The organism is Bacillus sp. D48C (assembly GCF_053345735.1).
On the sequence record NZ_JBKFAQ010000011.1, the window covers coordinates 145,602 to 163,927 of the forward strand.

General features: G+C 34.7%; 17 protein-coding genes and 1 pseudogene. 13 read left to right on the top strand and 5 right to left on the bottom strand.

Annotated features, from left to right (window positions below; genetic code table 11):
* Window position 1 precedes the first annotated feature (1 nt).
* The 6 genes from ACLBXA_RS23030 to ACLBXA_RS23055 all read left to right on the top strand — a co-directional run bounded on the left by ACLBXA_RS23030 (window position 2) and on the right by ACLBXA_RS23055 (window position 6,353).
* The gene (locus ACLBXA_RS23030) at window positions 2–937 is read left to right on the top strand and encodes an ABC transporter permease subunit (protein WP_001074650.1); all 936 of its coding nucleotides are present in this window, start codon (window positions 2–4) and stop codon (window positions 935–937) included.
* A gap of 14 nt (window positions 938–951) precedes the next feature.
* A complete protein-coding gene (gene rbsB, locus ACLBXA_RS23035) occupies window positions 952–1,878 on the top strand; it encodes a ribose ABC transporter substrate-binding protein RbsB (protein ID WP_000758976.1) in 927 nt (308 codons plus the stop codon).
* Window positions 1,879–1,912: 34 nt separating this feature from the next.
* Window positions 1,913–2,560, top strand: a complete 648-nt coding sequence (gene fsa / locus ACLBXA_RS23040; protein ID WP_000667667.1) for a fructose-6-phosphate aldolase — start codon at window positions 1,913–1,915, stop codon at window positions 2,558–2,560.
* A gap of 382 nt (window positions 2,561–2,942) precedes the next feature.
* The gene (gene inhA2, locus ACLBXA_RS23045) at window positions 2,943–5,342 is read left to right on the top strand and encodes a M6 family metalloprotease immune inhibitor InhA2 (RefSeq protein ID WP_097891592.1); all 2,400 of its coding nucleotides are present in this window, start codon (window positions 2,943–2,945) and stop codon (window positions 5,340–5,342) included.
* A gap of 318 nt (window positions 5,343–5,660) precedes the next feature.
* Window positions 5,661–6,002: a hypothetical protein gene (locus ACLBXA_RS23050; RefSeq protein ID WP_000665762.1), complete on the top strand. Its 342-nt coding sequence runs from the start codon at window positions 5,661–5,663 to the stop codon at window positions 6,000–6,002.
* A 21-nt stretch (window positions 6,003–6,023) separates the two neighbouring features.
* Window positions 6,024–6,353: a hypothetical protein gene (locus tag ACLBXA_RS23055; RefSeq protein WP_000964465.1), complete on the top strand. Its 330-nt coding sequence runs from the start codon at window positions 6,024–6,026 to the stop codon at window positions 6,351–6,353.
* Window positions 6,354–6,369: 16 nt separating this feature from the next.
* Here the strand turns inward: ACLBXA_RS23055 and ACLBXA_RS23060 are convergent, their stop codons facing one another.
* Entirely contained in the window at window positions 6,370–7,524 is a 1,155-nt protein-coding gene (locus ACLBXA_RS23060; protein ID WP_000873268.1) for an MFS transporter, read from the bottom strand.
* Between the two features lie 225 nt (window positions 7,525–7,749).
* On the opposite strand from ACLBXA_RS23060, the gene bdhA reads away from it, so the two are divergent.
* The 6 genes from bdhA to ACLBXA_RS23090 all read left to right on the top strand — a co-directional run bounded on the left by bdhA (window position 7,750) and on the right by ACLBXA_RS23090 (window position 14,020).
* Window positions 7,750–8,802: a (R,R)-butanediol dehydrogenase gene (bdhA, locus tag ACLBXA_RS23065; RefSeq protein WP_000645827.1), complete on the top strand. Its 1,053-nt coding sequence runs from the start codon at window positions 7,750–7,752 to the stop codon at window positions 8,800–8,802.
* A 118-nt stretch (window positions 8,803–8,920) separates the two neighbouring features.
* Window positions 8,921–9,265 (top strand): potassium channel family protein, encoded by a 345-nt coding sequence (locus tag ACLBXA_RS23070; protein WP_000948035.1) that lies wholly within the window; start codon window positions 8,921–8,923, stop codon window positions 9,263–9,265.
* Between the two features lie 253 nt (window positions 9,266–9,518).
* Window positions 9,519–10,370 (top strand): phospholipase CerA, encoded by an 852-nt coding sequence (cerA, locus tag ACLBXA_RS23075; protein WP_000730997.1) that lies wholly within the window; start codon window positions 9,519–9,521, stop codon window positions 10,368–10,370.
* 76 nt (window positions 10,371–10,446) lie between these two features.
* Window positions 10,447–11,448 carry a sphingomyelinase C gene (gene sph, locus ACLBXA_RS23080; protein ID WP_000676793.1) on the top strand — a complete coding sequence of 334 codons (1,002 nt, stop codon included), beginning with the start codon at window positions 10,447–10,449 and terminating at the stop codon, window positions 11,446–11,448.
* A gap of 107 nt (window positions 11,449–11,555) precedes the next feature.
* On the top strand, window positions 11,556–12,728 hold the full coding sequence (locus tag ACLBXA_RS23085; RefSeq protein ID WP_000373749.1) for an amino acid deaminase/aldolase: 1,173 nt from the start codon (window positions 11,556–11,558) through the stop codon (window positions 12,726–12,728).
* A complete protein-coding gene (locus tag ACLBXA_RS23090; RefSeq protein ID WP_000948962.1) occupies window positions 12,716–14,020 on the top strand; it encodes a D-arabinono-1,4-lactone oxidase in 1,305 nt (434 codons plus the stop codon). The genes ACLBXA_RS23085 and ACLBXA_RS23090 overlap by 13 nt, the downstream gene beginning before the upstream one ends.
* Window positions 14,021–14,124: 104 nt before the next feature.
* Here ACLBXA_RS23090 and ACLBXA_RS23095 read toward each other — a convergent pair whose 3' ends face one another.
* Window positions 14,125–15,276, bottom strand: coding sequence for a VanZ family protein (locus tag ACLBXA_RS23095; protein ID WP_000128031.1), 1,152 nt, complete (start codon window positions 15,274–15,276; stop codon window positions 14,125–14,127).
* 171 nt (window positions 15,277–15,447) lie between these two features.
* Between ACLBXA_RS23095 and ACLBXA_RS23100 the strand changes: the two genes are divergently transcribed.
* Window positions 15,448–15,651, top strand: a complete 204-nt coding sequence (locus ACLBXA_RS23100; RefSeq protein WP_001268332.1) for a hypothetical protein — start codon at window positions 15,448–15,450, stop codon at window positions 15,649–15,651.
* A gap of 127 nt (window positions 15,652–15,778) precedes the next feature.
* On the opposite strand, the gene ACLBXA_RS23105 is transcribed toward ACLBXA_RS23100, so the two are convergent.
* The 3 genes and pseudogenes from ACLBXA_RS23105 to ACLBXA_RS23115 all read right to left on the bottom strand — a co-directional run.
* Complete coding sequence (locus tag ACLBXA_RS23105) at window positions 15,779–16,066, bottom strand: hypothetical protein (RefSeq protein WP_043333453.1); 288 nt, start codon at window positions 16,064–16,066, stop codon at window positions 15,779–15,781.
* 179 nt (window positions 16,067–16,245) lie between these two features.
* The gene (locus ACLBXA_RS23110; RefSeq protein ID WP_447617546.1) at window positions 16,246–17,058 is read right to left on the bottom strand and encodes an undecaprenyl-diphosphate phosphatase; all 813 of its coding nucleotides are present in this window, start codon (window positions 17,056–17,058) and stop codon (window positions 16,246–16,248) included.
* A 136-nt stretch (window positions 17,059–17,194) separates the two neighbouring features.
* Window positions 17,195–17,725: pseudogene (locus ACLBXA_RS23115) on the bottom strand (methyl-accepting chemotaxis protein); the annotation flags it as partial.
* Window positions 17,726–18,326 lie beyond the last annotated feature (601 nt).

Here is an 18,326-nt window from a genome sequence, read left to right on the forward strand (position 1 = left end):
GATGGCTAAGAAGGGGAATGTATTACAACAACTCGGTTCTTTAATCGGTTTAGTATTAATTATCGTCGTAATTACAGTTTTAAATCCAGCGTTCATTGAAATTCCAAATTTATTTAATATACTGCGTCAAGTATCGATTAATGCGCTTATTGCATTCGGAATGACCTTCGTAATTTTAACAGGGGGTATTGACTTATCGGTAGGTTCTATTTTAGCATTATCAAGTGCACTTGTTGCTGGAATGATGGCAAGTGGCATGGATCCGTTCCTTGCAATGGCAGTTGGACTATTAGCAGGTCTTGTAATGGGGGTTGTAAACGGTATCATCATTGCGAAAGGAAAAGTAGCTCCATTTATTGCAACTTTAGCAACAATGACTATTTTTCGTGGGTTGACGCTTGTTTATATGGACGGACGTCCGATCACTGGTCTTGGTGATCATTTAATGTTCCAAATGTTTGGCCGCGGTTATTTTCTTGGTATTCCGGTACCAGCTGTTACAATGATGATCGCTTTCGCAGTACTGTACTTCATTTTGAAGAAAACGACATTTGGCCGTCGTACATTTGCAATTGGTGGAAATGAAGAAGCAGCAGCACTATCAGGTATTAATGTTACGAGAATTAAAGTAATGATTTACGGTCTTTCCGGAATTTTGGCAGCGCTTGCAGGTATTGTCTTAACATCACGACTAGATTCTGCACAGCCGACTGCAGGTACTTCTTACGAATTAGATGCAATTGCAGCAGTTGTATTAGGTGGAACAAGTCTTTCTGGGGGAAGAGGATGGATTGTTGGTACATTCATCGGTGTACTAATTATCGGTGTACTAAATAACGGTTTAAATTTATTAGGTGTATCTTCTTTCTTCCAACAAGTTGTAAAAGGACTTGTAATCTTACTAGCTGTATTAATTGATCGCCGAAAAGAAGCGTAATGGAGGGACAGTTCATGAAGAAATGGTTACTTATACTCGTTGCATGTATTATGGTCATTACTGCTGGTTGTTCAATGGAACCACCAGAATGGGCAAAGGATTCTAGCGATAAAGGTCGAAATAAAACTATTAAAGTTGGATTCTCTGTTTCAACTTTAAATAATCCCTTCTTTGTAACTTTGAAAAAGGGTGCAGAAAAGAAAGCGAAAGATAGCGGCATCGAATTGATTGCTGTTGATGCGCAAAATGATGCAGCGAAGCAAACGAACGATGTTGAAGATTTAATTCAAAAGGGTGTCGATGTAGTTGTTATTAATCCGACCGATTCAGATGCTGTTGCTTCAGCGGTAAGTGCGGCAAATGCAGCAAATGTTCCTGTTATTACAGTAGACCGCGTTGCGAATTCAGGTAAGGTTGTTTCTCACATTGCATCTAATAATATCGAAGGTGGTCAAATGGCTAGTGATTACATTCGTGAATTAGTCGGCGAAGGAGCAAACGTTGCTGAGTTAGAAGGAATCCCTGGATCGTCTGCTGCTCGTGAACGTGGGAAAGGATTCCATAACGTAGCCGATAAGTCTTTAAAAGTAGTTGCCAAACAAGCGGCTGATTTTGATAGAGCGAAAGGATTATCTGTTATGGAAAACATTTTGCAAGCAAATAGCGATATTAAAGCCGTGTTTGCGCATAACGACGAGATGGCATTAGGTGCACTTGAAGCATTGAAGTCTGCTGGAAAAACAGATGTAGTCGTTGTTGGATTTGATGCAACTGAAGATGCTGTGAAAGCGGTTAACGATGGGCGTATGGCTGCAACAGTCGCTCAAAAACCGGAATTAATCGGAGAGAAGGCGATGCAAACAGCAAAAGAGATAACACAAGGTAAAAAAGTGGACAAATCTATTCCGATTGAATTAGAGCTTATTAAGAAAAATAAATAAATATAAAATGAAAATTAGGAAGGAAGAATAACAAATGAAATTCTTTATTGATACAGCAAACATTAACGAAATTAAAGAGGCAAATGCATTAGGCGTAGTAGCTGGAGTAACGACAAACCCATCACTTGTAGCAAAAGAAGGCGTAGATTTCCATGAGCGTATTCGTGAAATTTGCAGCTTTATAGAAGGACCTGTAAGTGCAGAAGTAATTAGCTTAGAAGCTGATAAAATGATTGAAGAAGGAAAAGAATTAGCGAAGATTGCTCCAAACGTTGTTGTAAAAGTTCCAATGACAACAGAAGGTTTAAAAGCAGTAAAAGCGTTCTCTGATTTAGGAATTCGTACAAACGTTACATTAGTATTCTCAGCAGTTCAAGCATTACTTGCAGCTCGCGCTGGTGCAACATATGTTTCACCATTCTTAGGTCGTTTAGATGATATCGGTCATAACGGTATGGATTTAATTCGTCAAATCGCAGAAATCTTTGCAATTCATGGCATCGAAACAGAAATCATTGCAGCATCTGTACGTCACAGCGTTCACGTAACTGATGCAGCATTAAACGGTTCACATATTGCAACAATCCCAGCAAACGTAATTGCTTCATTAGTGAAGCACCCATTAACAGATCAAGGAATTGAGAAATTCTTAGCTGATTGGGAAAAAACACAAGAGAAATAATAGAAAATCAAGAATCCTAGTTTAATTGACTAGGATTCTTTTTTATTTAAAAGAATTTTCATGCAATTTTGCATATTGTCTTTTAAATTTGTTATATAAGATATTTAATATATATCACATAACTCTTTATTTTTCATATTTCGATATAAAGTGAAACTTTAATCAGTGGGGGCTTTGTTCATCAGCACACTGATTATTAGTTGAACCAAGGGATAAACAGATAGAGGGTCTGACCAGAAAACTGGAGGGCATGATTCTATAACAGAAAGTTCAATGTTTATAGAATTATGTCTTTTTATATAGGGAGGGTAGTAAACAGAGATTTCGACAAAAATGCACCGATTTATCTGAATTTTAAGTTTTATAAAAGGAGAGAAATGGAATGAGAAGAAAAGCCCCATTTAAAGTGTTGTCATCATTAGCAATTGCAGCAATTATCGGATGCACATCTGTAATGAGTGCGCCGTTAGCATATGCAGAAACGCCAGCAAAAGAGAAAGAGAATGTGTCTACAACGCCAATTGATTACAATTTAATTCAAGAAGATCGTTTAGCGGAAGCTTTGAAAGAAAGAGGAACAATTAATCCAGCATCTTCTAAAGAAGAGACGAAAAAGGCTGTCGAGCAATATATTGAAAAGAAACAAGGAGATCAGGCGAACAAAGAAATTCTTCCAGATGCTCCCTCACAAGAAACGTCTGATTTCACAAAAAAAGTAAAAGAGAAAAAGATGGAAGAAAAGGAAAATGTAAAAAAGACTGAAAAAAATATTAATCTTGAGCAAAAGCCAGAACCAAATAAAAAGCAATTGAATGGGCAAGTTCCAACTTCAAAAGCAAAGCAAGCTCCATATAAAGGATCTGTTCGATCAGATAAAGTATTAGTGCTACTCGTTGAATTTAGTGATTATAAACATAATAATATTGATCAAACACCAGGTTATATGTATTCGAAAGACTTTAGTAGAGAACATTATCAAAAGATGTTGTTTGGTAAGGAGCCTTATACATTATTTGATGGTTCAAAAGTAAAAACATTTAAACAATACTATGAAGAGCAGTCTGGTGGTAGTTATACGACAGACGGATATGTAACGGAGTGGCTAACAGTTCCAGGAAAAGCATCTGATTATGGAGCTGATGGTAGCAGTGGTCACGATAATAAAGGTCCGAAAGGTGCACGTGATTTAGTGAAAGAAGCTTTGCATGCAGCTGCTGAGAAAGGACTAGATTTATCTCAGTTTGATCAGTTTGATAGATATGATACAAACGGGGATGGGAATCAAAACGAACCTGACGGTGTAATTGATCATTTAATGGTAATCCATGCTGGTGTTGGTCAAGAAGCTGGTGGCGGTAAATTAGGTGATGATGCGATCTGGTCACATCGTTCAAAATTAGCAGTAGATCCAGTAGCGATTGAAGGTACAAAATCAAAGGTAGATTACTTTGGTGGAAAAGTAGCAGCACATGATTACACAATTGAACCAGAAGATGGAGCTGTAGGTGTGTTTGCGCATGAATTTGGACATGATCTTGGATTACCAGATGAATATGACACGAAATATACTGGAAATGGTTCACCTGTCGAAGCTTGGTCATTAATGAGTGGAGGTAGTTGGACAGGAAAAATCGCAGGAACGGAGCCGACAAGTTTTTCACCACAAAATAAAGACTTCTTACAAAAGAATATGGGTGGCAACTGGGCAAAAATATTAGAAGTAGATTACGATAAAATTAAGAGTGGTGTGGGAGTTCCTACATATATTGATCAAAGTGTTACGAAATCAAATCGTCCAGGCGTTGTACGTGTTAACTTACCAGGTAAAAGTGTTGAAACGATTAAACCGGCGTTTGGAAAGCATGCATATTATAGTACAAGAGGCGATGATATGCATACAACGTTAGAGACACCATTCTTTGACTTAACAAAAGGAACAAATACAAAATTCGATTATAAAGCAAATTATGAGTTAGAAGCAGAGTGCGATTTCGTCGAAGTACATGCAGTAACAGAAGATGGAACGAAAACATTAATTGATAGACTTGGAGAAAAAGTAGTCCAAGGAGATAAAGATACAACAGATGGGAAATGGATTGATAAATCATATGATTTAAGTCAATTTAAAGGCAAAAAAGTGAAACTACAATTCGACTATATTACAGATCCGGCTGTAACATATAAAGGTTTTGCGATGGACGATGTAAATGTAACTGTTGATGGACAAGTTGTATTTTCTGATGATGCAGAAGGACAGTCTAAAATGAATTTAAATGGTTTTGTTGTTTCTGATGGGACAGAGAAGAAAGCTCATTATTACTACTTAGAATGGAGAAACTATGCGGGATCAGATAATGGATTAAAAGCAGGAAAAGGTCCAGTGTATAATACAGGTCTTGTCGTTTGGTATGCAGATGATAGCTTTAAAGATAACTGGGTTGGGGTGCATCCAGGTGAAGGATTCCTTGGGGTTGTAGATTCTCATCCAGAAGCACTTGTTGGTAATCTGAACGGGAAACCAGCGTACGGTAATACGGGCATGCAAATTGCAGACGCTGCATTTTCATTTGATAAAACACCAGCATGGAGTGTAAATTCATTAACACGTGGCCAGTTTAACTATTCTGGATTACAAGGTGTTACAACTTTTGATGATTCAAAAGTATATAGTAACAAGCAAATTGTAGATGCAGGAAGAAAAGTTCCAAACCTTGGACTTAAATTCCAAGTTGTTGGACAGGCAGAAGATAAATCGGCAGGCGCTGTTTGGATTAAACGTTAATAACATAAAAGCACATTCTTCATATGAAGAGTGTGCTTTTTAATTTGTACAGTAAGTTATTATTTTAGTTTATGTAATACAAATGTTTATTCATGTGTAGTGTATCAAATTATGTGGAGAAAGGAAATATTTCCGAGGAAATTGTCGAAGTATCGTCGTTATTTATAAACTTTCTTTTTAAAAGAAGTAATGTATTATTGCCTTTACGGCTCAATTTATTTACATTGTTATTTGGTTATACACAAAAGTAATATATTGGGCAAAAAAGAGTTCTATTCAATATGGCTCTTTTTATAGATAGAAAGGAGTAAGCGATAAATGAAAGAAGTTATTGGATGTCCACAGTGTGAAGGGGATATTACTGTACAACATATTATTGATCTCCCACATCCTTTTTCATTAAGGTGTCCACATTGTAAGGTGAAGTTGAAAGAAATAAGGGTAACGTCATGTTTAATATTAGCGATGATTTGTATAATTCCATTGTTTATTATTATTGGAGAGAGTATTAAGGAATTACTAGTAAAATATTTTTCTATTGTAGACAATGTACCAACTGTACTTATTTTCTTTTTATTTTGTTATCCATTGTATTATTTCTATGAAAAATATAATGCTATATTGTTTATTAAATATGGTTTGCTGAAAGTTAAAAGTTGAATTGAATAGGAGATTATCATTATGCTTTGGAAAATATATTTAGTTATTGTAGCAATGTTAGCTATTATTTCGTTAGTAAGGGGTATGTTTCAAACACCAATTCAAAAGTTTGACTTTGTAGTATCTATTATTACGTGGATAGGGCTCTTTGGTTTTGTATTTGATATACAAATATTAACCTCGATTGTTTGGAAATGTATCTTCTTGTTTAGCGTCATTTGGACTTTAACTGCAGTTTTTGTTTTTCGTTTATATGAAGAGCGAGATGAGCCATTACCTTTTATATTTAAATTAATTGGAATTATTCCAACGCTTCCATTATATTACGGATTATATCAATATGCATTTTAAAAAAGACAACGATGGATTATCCCATCATTGTCTTTTTTACTTTGCTTCTTACATAAATCATCCCAGCAAATGTTAATAAAAATGCTGTCCCGATAATGAAGCTGATGCTAGGTGATGCTCCGATTGCGCCGACTGTAAAGGAGCCAGCAACAACTCCTAATGAGAAGAAGGCATAAAATAATCCGAATGCCTTTCCGCGATTATCGTCTGTAGTATTTTCAACGAGTAAAGCGTTAATAGACGGAAAGAGGATTGCGAATCCAATTCCATAAATCATCATTACAATAAAGAGCATACCTTTTGTAGCAAATAATCCGAGTAAAGATAATGCGAATGCCATAACTGCAATTCCGATTAGCATTAGTTTCGAACGATTAAATCGATCGTAAATACGATTTGTTGGAAGCAAGAAGAAGAGGATAGCAGTAATACCAAATACACTTAACATCATGCCTGTTGTAGATGCTTTAAGCGCTAATGCCTCAACTTTTACTGGTAACATATAAGTGACAATTCCTTGTGAAAACATTAATGTGAAAGCACCAATATATGCTTGTAATAACGGTTCTGATTTTAACAGTTCAATCATATCTTCTTTGTTCATCATTTGCGTTCTTGATGTATCTTTTCTTGATACGTTATTTGGTAAGAAGAATAGAGATACGATTGTACCAAGAGCCATTAAAATAGAAATAGTAATGAAGACCCATTCTACGCCAGCTGTTGCTTTCATAATACCGCTGAAAGCAGGTCCTACGATTGCCGCTGTTCCAACAGCAGCACCAGATAGAGCCATTGCTTTTCCTTGTCTTTTTGCATTTGTTTGTTTTGATAAAAATGTAAAGGCAGCAGGAATTAAAAAGCCATCACTAAATCCATGCATAAAGCGCACAACTAATAGTTGTTCACCACTTTGAACAACGGTGTATAACAAGACTATGAAACTCGTAATTCCCATGCTTATATAAAGGATTTTTTTTGCACCAAATTTATCGACAGCGGCTCCAGCAATAATATTACCAATCATATTAGCGAATGAGTACATACCGACAACTAGCCCGATAATAAGAGGAGTTCCTCCAAGGCTTTGAGCGAAAGTACTCATAATAGGTAATTGTGAAAATGTATCTAAAAATGCCACGATAACGATAAAGTAAATAAAATATTTCAAGCGATATTCACCTCTCCAATGCTATTATGGCACAATGCTAATTTCACCTGCAATGAAATTGAATTAACAGATGTGGAAAAAAGTACAAAGTGACAAAATATTGAACGTTATTTGTAAAAAATTAGTAGGGATGTGATTGTTTTTTTGAAATATATGGATAGAAGTATTATAATAGATTTGTAAACTTCACCAGGTTAAGTATATACATAGAGAGGGATGTATAAAATGAAAGCACTACTTTGGCATAATCAACGTGATGTACGAGTAGAAGAAGTACCAGAACCAACAGTAAAACCAGGAACAGTGAAAATCAAAGTTAAATGGTGTGGTATTTGTGGGACAGACTTGCATGAATATTTAGCAGGGCCTATTTTTATTCCAACAGAAGAACATCCATTAACACATGTGAAAGCACCTGTTATTTTAGGTCATGAGTTTAGTGGTGAGGTAATAGAGATTGGTGAAGGAGTTACATCTCATAAAGTGGGAGACCGTGTTGTTGTAGAACCAATTTATTCTTGTGGTAAATGTGAAGCTTGTAAACATGGACATTACAATGTTTGTGAACAACTTGTTTTCCACGGTCTTGGCGGAGAAGGCGGCGGTTTCTCTGAATATACAGTAGTACCAGAAGATATGGTTCATCACATTCCAGATGAAATGACGTATGAACAAGGTGCGCTTGTAGAACCAGCAGCAGTAGCAGTTCATGCAGTACGTCAAAGTAAATTAAAAGAAGGGGAAGCTGTAGCAGTATTTGGTTGCGGTCCAATTGGACTTCTTGTTATCCAAGCAGCTAAAGCAGCAGGAGCAACTCCTGTTATTGCAGTTGAGCTTTCTAAAGAACGTCAAGAGTTAGCGAAATTAGCAGGTGCAGATTATGTATTAAATCCAGCAACTCAAGATGTGCTAGCTGAAATTCGTAACTTAACAAATGGTTTAGGTGTAAATGTTAGCTTTGAAGTAACAGGTGTTGAAGTTGTATTACGCCAAGCGATTGAAAGTACAAGCTTCGAAGGACAAACTGTAATTGTTAGTGTATGGGAAAAAGACGCAACAATTACTCCGAATAATTTAGTATTAAAAGAAAAAGAAGTTATTGGTATTTTAGGATACCGTCACATCTTCCCAGCTGTTATTAAATTAATTAGCTCTGGTCAAATTCAAGCAGAGAAATTAATTACGAAAAAAATTACAGTGGATCAAGTTGTTGAAGAAGGATTTGAAGCACTTGTAAAAGATAAAACACAAGTGAAAATTCTTGTTTCACCTAAATAAGATAGAATCGAAAAGAGTAGCCCTTTTCTAGAAATAGAAGAGGGCTACTTTTTTTCTATACTGAAAGGTGATAGACTTTCCTGTAACTAAAGGTATTTTGTTTGGAAGGGGAAGTCTAATGCTTTCATTTATATTGACATTGAAACGGATGCTAAAAGCTTGTTTGCGAGCATGGAAAGATAAAGAATTTCAAGTGTTATTCGTATTAACAATTTTGACATTAATATCTGGTACAATCTTTTATAGTACAGTGGAGGGGTTACGTCCTCTGGATGCTTTATATTTTAGCGTTGTGACGCTGACTACTGTCGGTGATGGGCAATTTAGTCCCCAAACTGACTTCGGAAAGATATTTACGATATTATACATATTTATAGGGATCGGATTAGTGTTTGGATTTATACATAAGTTGGCAGTTAATGTACAATTGCCAAGTATATTATCGAATAGAAAAAAAGAGTAAAGCATGTGGGTGCTTTACTCTTTTTTTACATTAGTTTAGACAAGCCTTAATAATAGTTTATTAAAATGAAAGTGTATTCATTCATTATATTCACTGTGTATAAAGTTATAATGATATGAACATTTGCATATTTTGATTTAGTGATAGAATTTTCATGAAAGGTGGGATATTCTAGTCATAGGTTAACCAGATGACATCATAGGATCCTAACAAAATGTTTACAATAATTCAATTATAAAATGGAGGATTTTATATGAAAAAGAAAGTACTTGCTTTAGCGGCAGCTATTACATTAGTTGCTCCATTACAAAGTGTTGCATTTGCTCATGAAAATGATGGGGGACAGAGATTTGGAGTTATTCCGCGCTGGTCTGCTGAAGATAAACATAAAGAAGGCGTGAATTCTCATTTATGGATTGTAAATCGTGCAATTGATATTATGTCTCGTAATACAACACTTGTAAAACAAGATCGAGTTGCACTATTAAATGAATGGCGTACTGAGTTAGAGAACGGTATTTATGCTGCTGACTATGAAAATCCTTATTATGATAATAGCACATTTGCTTCACATTTCTATGACCCTGACAATGGGAAAACTTATATTCCGTATGCAAAGCAGGCAAAGGAAACTGGAGCTAAATATTTTAAATTAGCTGGTGAGTCTTACAAAAATAAAGATATGAAACAAGCATTCTTCTATTTAGGATTATCTCTTCATTATTTAGGTGATGTAAACCAACCGATGCATGCGGCAAACTTTACGAATCTTTCGTATCCACAAGGATTCCATTCTAAATATGAAAACTTTGTAGATACGATAAAAGATAATTATAAAGTAACGGATGGAAATGGGTATTGGAACTGGAAAGGTACGAATCCAGAAGATTGGATTCATGGAGCGGCAGTAGTTGCGAAGCAAGATTATGCTGGCATTGTAAATGATAATACGAAAGATTGGTTCGTAAGAGCAGCTGTATCACAAGAATATGCAGATAAATGGCGCGCTGAAGTTACACCAATGACAGGTAAGCGTTTAATGGATGCACAACGTGTTACTGCTGGATATATTCAGCTTTGGTTTGATACGTACGGAAATCGTTAAGTATTTGAAGAAGGTCAAATCTCAGAATAGAGTATTTGGCCTTTTTATCACTATACAATACATGGAGGTATGAAACGTGAAAGGTAAATTGCTAAAAGGTGTACTTAGCTTAGGTGTTGGTTTAGGAGCTTTATATAGCGGAACGTCAGCTCAAGCAGAAGCATCTACAAATCAAAATGATACATTAAAAGTGATGACGCATAATGTATATATGCTATCAACAAACTTATATCCAAACTGGGGACAAACTGAGCGTGCTGATTTAATTGGGGCGGCAGATTATATAAAGAATCAAGATGTTGTTATATTAAATGAAGTGTTTGATAATAGCGCATCAGATCGTTTATTAGGTAATTTGAAGAAAGAATATCCAAATCAAACAGCAGTATTAGGTCGTAGTAGTGGAAGCGAATGGGATAAAACGTTAGGGAACTATTCATCTTCAACTCCTGAAGATGGTGGCGTTGCGATTGTCAGCAAATGGCCAATCGCTGAAAAGATTCAATATGTATTTGCAAAAGGATGCGGGCCAGATAATTTATCGAATAAAGGATTTGTATATACGAAAATTAAGAAAAATGATCGTTTCATTCACGTAATTGGGACGCATTTGCAGGCTGAAGATAGTATGTGCGGAAAAACTTCACCTGCATCTGTACGTACGAACCAATTAAAAGAAATTCAAGATTTTATTAAAAATAAAAATATACCAAATAATGAGTATGTGTTAATTGGTGGTGATATGAACGTAAATAAAATAAATGCAGAGAACAAGAATGATTCAGAGTATACATCTATGTTTAAAACATTGAACGCTTCTGTACCATCTTATACTGGACATACAGCGACTTGGGATGCAACGACAAACAGTATTGCAAAATATAATTTCCCTGATAGTCCTGCCGAGTATTTAGATTATATTATTGCAAGCAAAGACCATGCGAACCCATCGTATATAGAGAATAAGGTGTTACAGCCGAAATCTCCACAATGGACTGTTACATCATGGTTCCAAAAATATACGTATAATGATTACTCTGATCATTATCCAGTAGAGGCGACTATTTCTATGAAGTAGTTTCAAAAAGTTTCTTCGTAAAGAAGAAACTTTTTTTATTTGCAAACAGGAAAATCACACTTTCTTTCCAATATGTATAAGACATATTGAGAAGAGGAGAGAAAAATGTGGATCGAGGAATTTTTAAAGAAGTTCCATTACCGTGTGCATTTTTGGATGAAGTGGCTTTAGATAGAAATATTCAATCAATTATAGAGTTAAGTGGAAATAAGAAGATTCGTATAGCGAGTAAATCGTTACGTTCTGTTCCGATTATGCAAAAGATTTTAGCTGCAAATGATCGATTTCAAGGTATTATGTGCTTTTCACCTAGAGAGACTTTATTTTTAATAGAACAAGGATTTAATGATTTATTGCTTGGATATCCTGCTTATGATGAAAGAGCTTTGTATGAAATTAGTTTGCTAACAAAGAAAGGTTTCATTATAACTTGTATGGTGGATTGTGAAGAGCATATTGTGTATTTAGAAAAAATTGCTGAGAAATCTAAAGGATGTTTTCGTGTTTGTTTGGATATTGATATGAGTAGTCGTTTCTTTCAATTTCATTTTGGTGTACAAAGATCCCCAGTAAAAAATGTGCAGGATGCGTTGAAAGTAGTAGAAAAGGTGAGAAGGTCATCATATTTAATGTTAGATGGTGTGATGGGTTATGAAGCTCAAATTGCTGGGGTGGGAGACCATATACCGAATCAATGGCTGAAAAGTAAAGTGATTTCGTATTTAAAGCAGAAATCAGTGCTAGAAGTTAAAGAAAGAAGAGAATATATTGTAAAAGCAATACAAAAACTTGGTATTGAGCTAAGGTTTGTAAATGGAGGCGGAACAGGAAGCATAAAAACAACTGAGAAAGATAATTCAGTTTCAGAGATTACAATAGGTTCTGCTTTTTATTCTCCGAAGCTGTTTGATTATTATAAAGAGGTGAAATTTCATCCAGCGGTCGGATTTGCCTTACCAGTTGTGCGTAAACCAGTCCCGTTTATTTACACTTGCCTAGGTGGTGGATATATTGCTTCAGGAGCAGTTGGAAAAGATAAAGAGCCTGAAGTTTGGAGACCAAAGGGTGCAAAACTATTAGCTTTAGAAGGTGCTGGCGAGGTACAAACGCCAATATTTTATAACGGCGAGGAAAGAGTGGACATAGGAGAGTCCATTTTGTTTCGTCATAGTAAGGCTGGTGAATTATGTGAACGCTTTCCTTTTTTGTATCGTGTTAAACAAGGAGAGATTGTTGGGGAGTATTCAACATATCGGGGGGATGGCCAATGCTTTCTATAAAGGGACAAAGGTGGAGGAATTGGACAGGGAATGTAGAAGGGACGCCGCATTATACGATGTATCCAGAAAGTATACAAGATGTAGTAGAAGTAGTGGGGGTTGCACGAAAAAAGGGGCAGAAAATTCGTGTTGTTGGTTCAGGACACTCGTTTACACCCCTTGTGCAAACGGAAGAAGTTTTAGTTTCTTTAGATGAATTGAAGGGCATTGTGAATATTGATGAAGAGAAGATGGTCGCTGAAGTGTGGGCAGGAACAAAGTTATATGATTTAGGGAAGTTACTTGAGGAAAAAGGTTATGCGCAAGAAAATTTAGGAGATATTGATTCGCAATCTATTGCAGGAGCGATTAGTACGGGGACTCATGGAACGGGTATTACCTTTGGGAGCTTATCAACACAAGTTATAGAGATTACGGCAGTTTTATCTAATGGTGAGAGTATAGTTTGTTCGGAAGCTGAGAACGTAGAATATTGGAGAGCGTTTCAGTTGTCACTTGGAATGTTAGGTATCATTGTAAAGATAAAATTGAAGGTTATTCCAGCGTATTCACTCGTTTATGAAAGTGAAAAACAGTCATTATCTACTGTAATGAACAAACTAGAAGAGTATAAGAAGCATCGTCACTTTGAATTTTTCGTTTTTCCTTATTCTGATGAAGTACAAGTAAAACTTACGAACGAAACAACGAATACAGGCAGTGATTTGAAATGGCATAAACTAAAGGTGGAGTTACTTGAAAATAGGATGTTCTCTTTACTATCTAAAGGGTGTAAATGGTTTCCTTCTATAAGTAAAGGAGTGAGTCGATTATCAGCTAAGGCTGTACCAAACACAAAAATAATTGGCCCGAGCTATGAAGTATTTGCTACATCACGTACGGTACTATTTTATGAAATGGAGTATAGCATTCCTTCAAAGTATATGAGGACTGTGGTAGAAGAAATCTCAAATCTTATTGAAAAGAAAAAGTATAAGGTGCACTTCCCGATCGAATGCCGCTATGTGAAAGGTGATGATATATGGCTTAGTCCAGCCTATGGAAGAGATTCAGCGTATATCGCTGTTCATATGTATAAAGGTATGAAATATGCTGCTTACTTTGGCGAAGTGGAAAAAATTTTTATGAAGTATGAAGGGCGTCCGCATTGGGGGAAAATGCATACATTATCGTATGAGCAATTACAAGATATATATCCAGAGTTTCATTCGTTTTTACAGGCGAGGAAGTCTCTAGATGAACTTGGAATGTTTTTTAATCCTTATGCAGAAAAGTTATTTATCCCGCATTAACGGGCAGTAATACTCCCATCTCAAAATTCGGTGGGAGATAACCGCTCGTTTTGGGAGGGTTGATTAAAGTTTCACATTATGTATATGAAAAAGCTGACAAATAATTATTTGTCAGCTTTTTTTAGTGTAATTGCATTTCTTGTATGACTAATATGCTCATAAAATAGTAGTTTATCACGGCTAAATACATGCAGTAAAACATGAATAATAAACAGGCCGTTAATGATGAATAGGAATAACAATGTAACGAGTAATACTAAAGGTTCTGTATGATTTAACATAGAACTACTAGAAAGAATATAATTGATTCCGCCTAACGCAAAATAAAATATACCGTATCGAATAAATAGTTCTTTTAATGTAATACGATCTGATTTTCCTTTCAGGTGAATGCGAAGCAATGCTTTCCCAATTGTTTTTCCATTCGTAAAGTATGGAATAATAATAAAGTAAATAAGGATTGAACACGTAATGAAAATGAGTTCATACATATTGGTGTAAGATTGCATATTAGAAACGAAGAAAGAATTTCCTTTGTTTTTAATGACAGGTACAACGATAGATAAGAAAATCCAATCAATTTGCATCGCGATAAGGCGACGAATGAATCCGACTGGTTTCGTTTCTAAATTAATATGACTATCTAACTCGTTTGTTTTTGGAAGGAAGTACGTAAATATTGGTGCAATGATAAAACCAATTACGCCACCTAATGTATTTAAAAACAAATCATCGATATCAAATAATCGGTATGCACAATTGTATATACCGTATAATCCAGTCACTTGTGTTAGCTCGAAAAATAGTGAAAGGAAAAAGGAAATGTAAATTGTTTGTAGGAAACTACGTCGGAAATAATAACGTAAGTAAATACCGAATGGAACAGTTAATAGAACATTAAATGCAACTTGTAAAAAAGCAGACTCTTTTAATAAGTAGAAATAAGTAGCCGGTTTCGTTAAAACTGCCGATGTATGACTACTAATCTCTTGTATGAAATAAAATGGTGAGAGTTGCATGTGTTGTGTATTAGCCGATTGTAGGCTACAAGTATCAAACGTTTGTGGCAACGGCAAAATAACAAGAAAATAGGCATTTAATAAGTAAAGTAATAATGAGTATAAAATAAATGAGCGCCATTTATTTAAATAACCGTATTTTCGATAATTAAATATTAGAAAAGGGATTAAAAGAAACATTGCTAAAAAAGGAAATAAAATAAATGCTGTTTTTACTGGAAATAAATATGCAGTCAAAGTGAAACTCCTTTCAATAAAAATTCGTTTATCATTATAGCGCTAAAAATATTTAAATACAAAGTTAAAATCTTTCGAAATAGAAATAATTACTAATTTTATAGGAATTAAGTTATAATAAATTTAATATAAGGATATTATGATTATGTAAGTTGAGAGAGGGTACAAGAGATGCGATATGAACTTTTTTCTGTAAGTGGGGATCATATTACGACTTTTGAAAGTGCATGGCGTTTTCAGGAGGGAGAACAGATTTTTGTTCATGATGATCAAACAAAACGAAACTTTATTATTATTCGTCTGACGCATGATGTATTTCAACAAAATAAACATGTTATTCGTTTGTATTGTCAAGAAAAGAAAGTGTATGCATAAGAGAAGCCCTCTTACAGTATGAAAAGTAAGAGGGCTCTTTATCCCGCTATTTGTGGGAAGCACGATTGGTGAGGATTAAAGTTTCACTTTATCATTTTTCTCCTCGCAAGGAATAAAAAGAGAAGAGTTAATGCACATAGGTAGCATTTGATTTGGAAGAAAGGATATAGCCTTGTATTTTGTACTTCAAAGTTTCATGGCCTTTTCTTTGAGAAAGCCATGTATGGTAATCTTGTTGTGTTTTCCATAACATACGAAACATATATTCTGTCTTATCATTTGTACGATGAACATGTGAAAACTCTATGTTAATAAAACCGTTCGTTCCAGGGGAAGGATAATATTGTTTAAGCTCACAAAGTAGCTCACTTTCATATCCGTACTTAATGTGAATGAGTTTAGTAACTATAAGTATATAAACACCTCTTTTACGATAATAGTAGGAAAGATAGCTTTACTATAATAGTGAACTTAATAATTATTATAATATTCTGAAAATTATAAGTGAATGATAGGTTTTAACTTAATAAAGGTATAAAAAAGCGAGTCATCTAGTGTAATAGAATGACTCGCTTTCGATTTGTAAGTTTCACTTTATAAGAAAATAAGAGTAAGTACACCTACGATAATACAATAGAAAGAGAAATACTTTAAATTTCCTTTTGCCATAATGTTCATAAACCATTTTAGTGAAATATACGTCATGATAAATGTTGCGATGAATGCAACGACATATGGTACGAATAATGTGTCTAGATTTGGATCATTTGCAATGTCTGTAATGCTTAACAATAAGCCACCTAAGCTAACAGGAATGTATAGTAAGAATGAGAAGCGAAGAGCTGTTTCTTGCTTCATACCAAGTAACATTGCTGCTACGATTGTGGCACCAGATCGGCTTATTCCAGGAATCAGTGCGCAAGCTTGTGCTAATCCGACGATGATTGCATCTTTCATAGAAAGGTCGCCATCATTTTTACGACCGCGTAAATTTCTAATAATCCAAAGGCCGACAGCAGTAATAAGAAGGGAAATCCCAACTATCTTCACACCTTTTAAGTACTGATCGATGTAATCTTTAAATAAAACACCAATAACACCTGCTGGAATGGTTGCAATAACAAGATAAATAATAAAGAAGAAATCTGATTTCGCGTCTTCTGCTCTTGTAAATATATAAGAGAGACCATTCTTCGTCAGACGAATTAAATCATTTCTATAAATAAGTAATACAGCTAATAATGAAGCTGAATTAACAAGTAGTTCGAAGCTAAATCCTTCTATTTTTAGTCCTAGCAAATGTTGTGCTAAAACGAGGTGACCACTTGAAGAAATCGGAATTGGTTCTGTTAGTCCTTGGAACAGACCGAGAATTAAATATTTTAAAACGTAGTAAAATTGTTCCATAATAACCTCCTTGTTTATTAGTTGAAAGAAACAACTTTTCCATTATAACAAAGATATGGATGAATATTGAAAAGAAATAAATATTCGAAATAAAATAAAAATCCCTTATAGCAGTATAAGGGATTTTTATTTTTAATTAAGAAGTTACTGTTCCTTGAAGACTTTTAGACAATTGAACATCGACTTTTTCAGCATCATGAATATGATTCATAATAGTAGTATTTAATTTTTGGAACATTTGTTGTGTATTAGCGAATTCTCGTAATATGTCATCATTACAAGACTTTTGGTTTTCAATAGCCTTAATAACATTTGTAGCGCCATTTTGTAACGTTTGAATCATAACTAAAATATTTTCAATTCTAGCGTTTGTATCGGCGCTCATTTCTACACCTTCATCGACTAAATGTAAATTATCTTTTGTATTATCGTATGCTTTTTCAATTTCTTCTTGAATTTTTTTCGTTAAGTTGCCGATGTTTTTTGTGCTTTCTGCTGTACTTTCCGCTAGTTTTCTTACTTCATTGGCAACGACAGCGAATCCTTTACCGTGCTCTCCAGCACGTGCGGCTTCAATACTCGCATTTAAGGCAAGTAAATTTGTTTGTGCTGCAATGTTTTGAATGACTTCTACAATTTGCTCGATTTCCTTTGAGCGTTCGCTTAGATGATTCATACTATTAGACGTGCGTTGAGATTGTTCACCTAATTTATTAATTACAATAAGTAAGCGGTGAACGGATTCTTTTCCTTCATTAGAGCAGTCAATAATTTCTGCAATAGACTGAATTAAGCTTTGTTCCTTTTGCAACATTTCATTATTTAACTCATTGGAATGTGTCGTACGTGTTGAAACATTTTCGAAACATGAACTTAATTGTTGAACTAAATTTTGGAGTGTATTGTGTTGGTTATTTACAAGTTGATGCTCGTGTACAACGCTTTGTACACGATCGTGGATAGTCGAAATAGTCTCTTGTTTTTCAATATCTTTTTGTTTCAATTCTGCTTCTAATTCTTGTATACGCTCTTCTAATTGAGCAATTGTATGTTGGAGTGATTTCTTTTGAGTAAACATGTATTTATTTCAACCGCCTTCGAAAGTTATATTTTCTCTATATTTGGATTTTAGCATCTTTTGTATTTTTTAAATATAGGAATTGTTAAATATTTAAGAATCTATTACATTTTATTCATAATTCTCTTTTTTTTGTCACGAAAAATAAACTGTATTTAATCGTTTTGTAAACAAACTGTAAAATAAATCA

Bases quoted from the DNA above. Each gene is read 5' to 3' on its own strand.
- ACLBXA_RS23030 (WP_001074650.1), top strand. From the start codon at position 2: ATGGCTAAGAAGGGGAATGTATTACAACAACTCGGTTCTTTAATCGGT.
- rbsB (WP_000758976.1), top strand. From the start codon at position 952: ATGAAGAAATGGTTACTTATACTCGTTGCATGTATTATGGTCATTACT.
- fsa (WP_000667667.1), top strand. From the start codon at position 1,913: ATGAAATTCTTTATTGATACAGCAAACATTAACGAAATTAAAGAGGCA.
- inhA2 (WP_097891592.1), top strand. From the start codon at position 2,943: ATGAGAAGAAAAGCCCCATTTAAAGTGTTGTCATCATTAGCAATTGCA.
- ACLBXA_RS23050 (WP_000665762.1), top strand. From the start codon at position 5,661: ATGAAAGAAGTTATTGGATGTCCACAGTGTGAAGGGGATATTACTGTA.
- ACLBXA_RS23055 (WP_000964465.1), top strand. From the start codon at position 6,024: ATGCTTTGGAAAATATATTTAGTTATTGTAGCAATGTTAGCTATTATT.
- bdhA (WP_000645827.1), top strand. From the start codon at position 7,750: ATGAAAGCACTACTTTGGCATAATCAACGTGATGTACGAGTAGAAGAA.
- ACLBXA_RS23070 (WP_000948035.1), top strand. From the start codon at position 8,921: ATGCTTTCATTTATATTGACATTGAAACGGATGCTAAAAGCTTGTTTG.
- cerA (WP_000730997.1), top strand. From the start codon at position 9,519: ATGAAAAAGAAAGTACTTGCTTTAGCGGCAGCTATTACATTAGTTGCT.
- ACLBXA_RS23090 (WP_000948962.1), top strand. From the start codon at position 12,716: ATGCTTTCTATAAAGGGACAAAGGTGGAGGAATTGGACAGGGAATGTA.
- ACLBXA_RS23100 (WP_001268332.1), top strand. From the start codon at position 15,448: ATGCGATATGAACTTTTTTCTGTAAGTGGGGATCATATTACGACTTTT.
- ACLBXA_RS23110 (WP_447617546.1), bottom strand. From the start codon at position 17,058: ATGGAACAATTTTACTACGTTTTAAAATATTTAATTCTCGGTCTGTTC.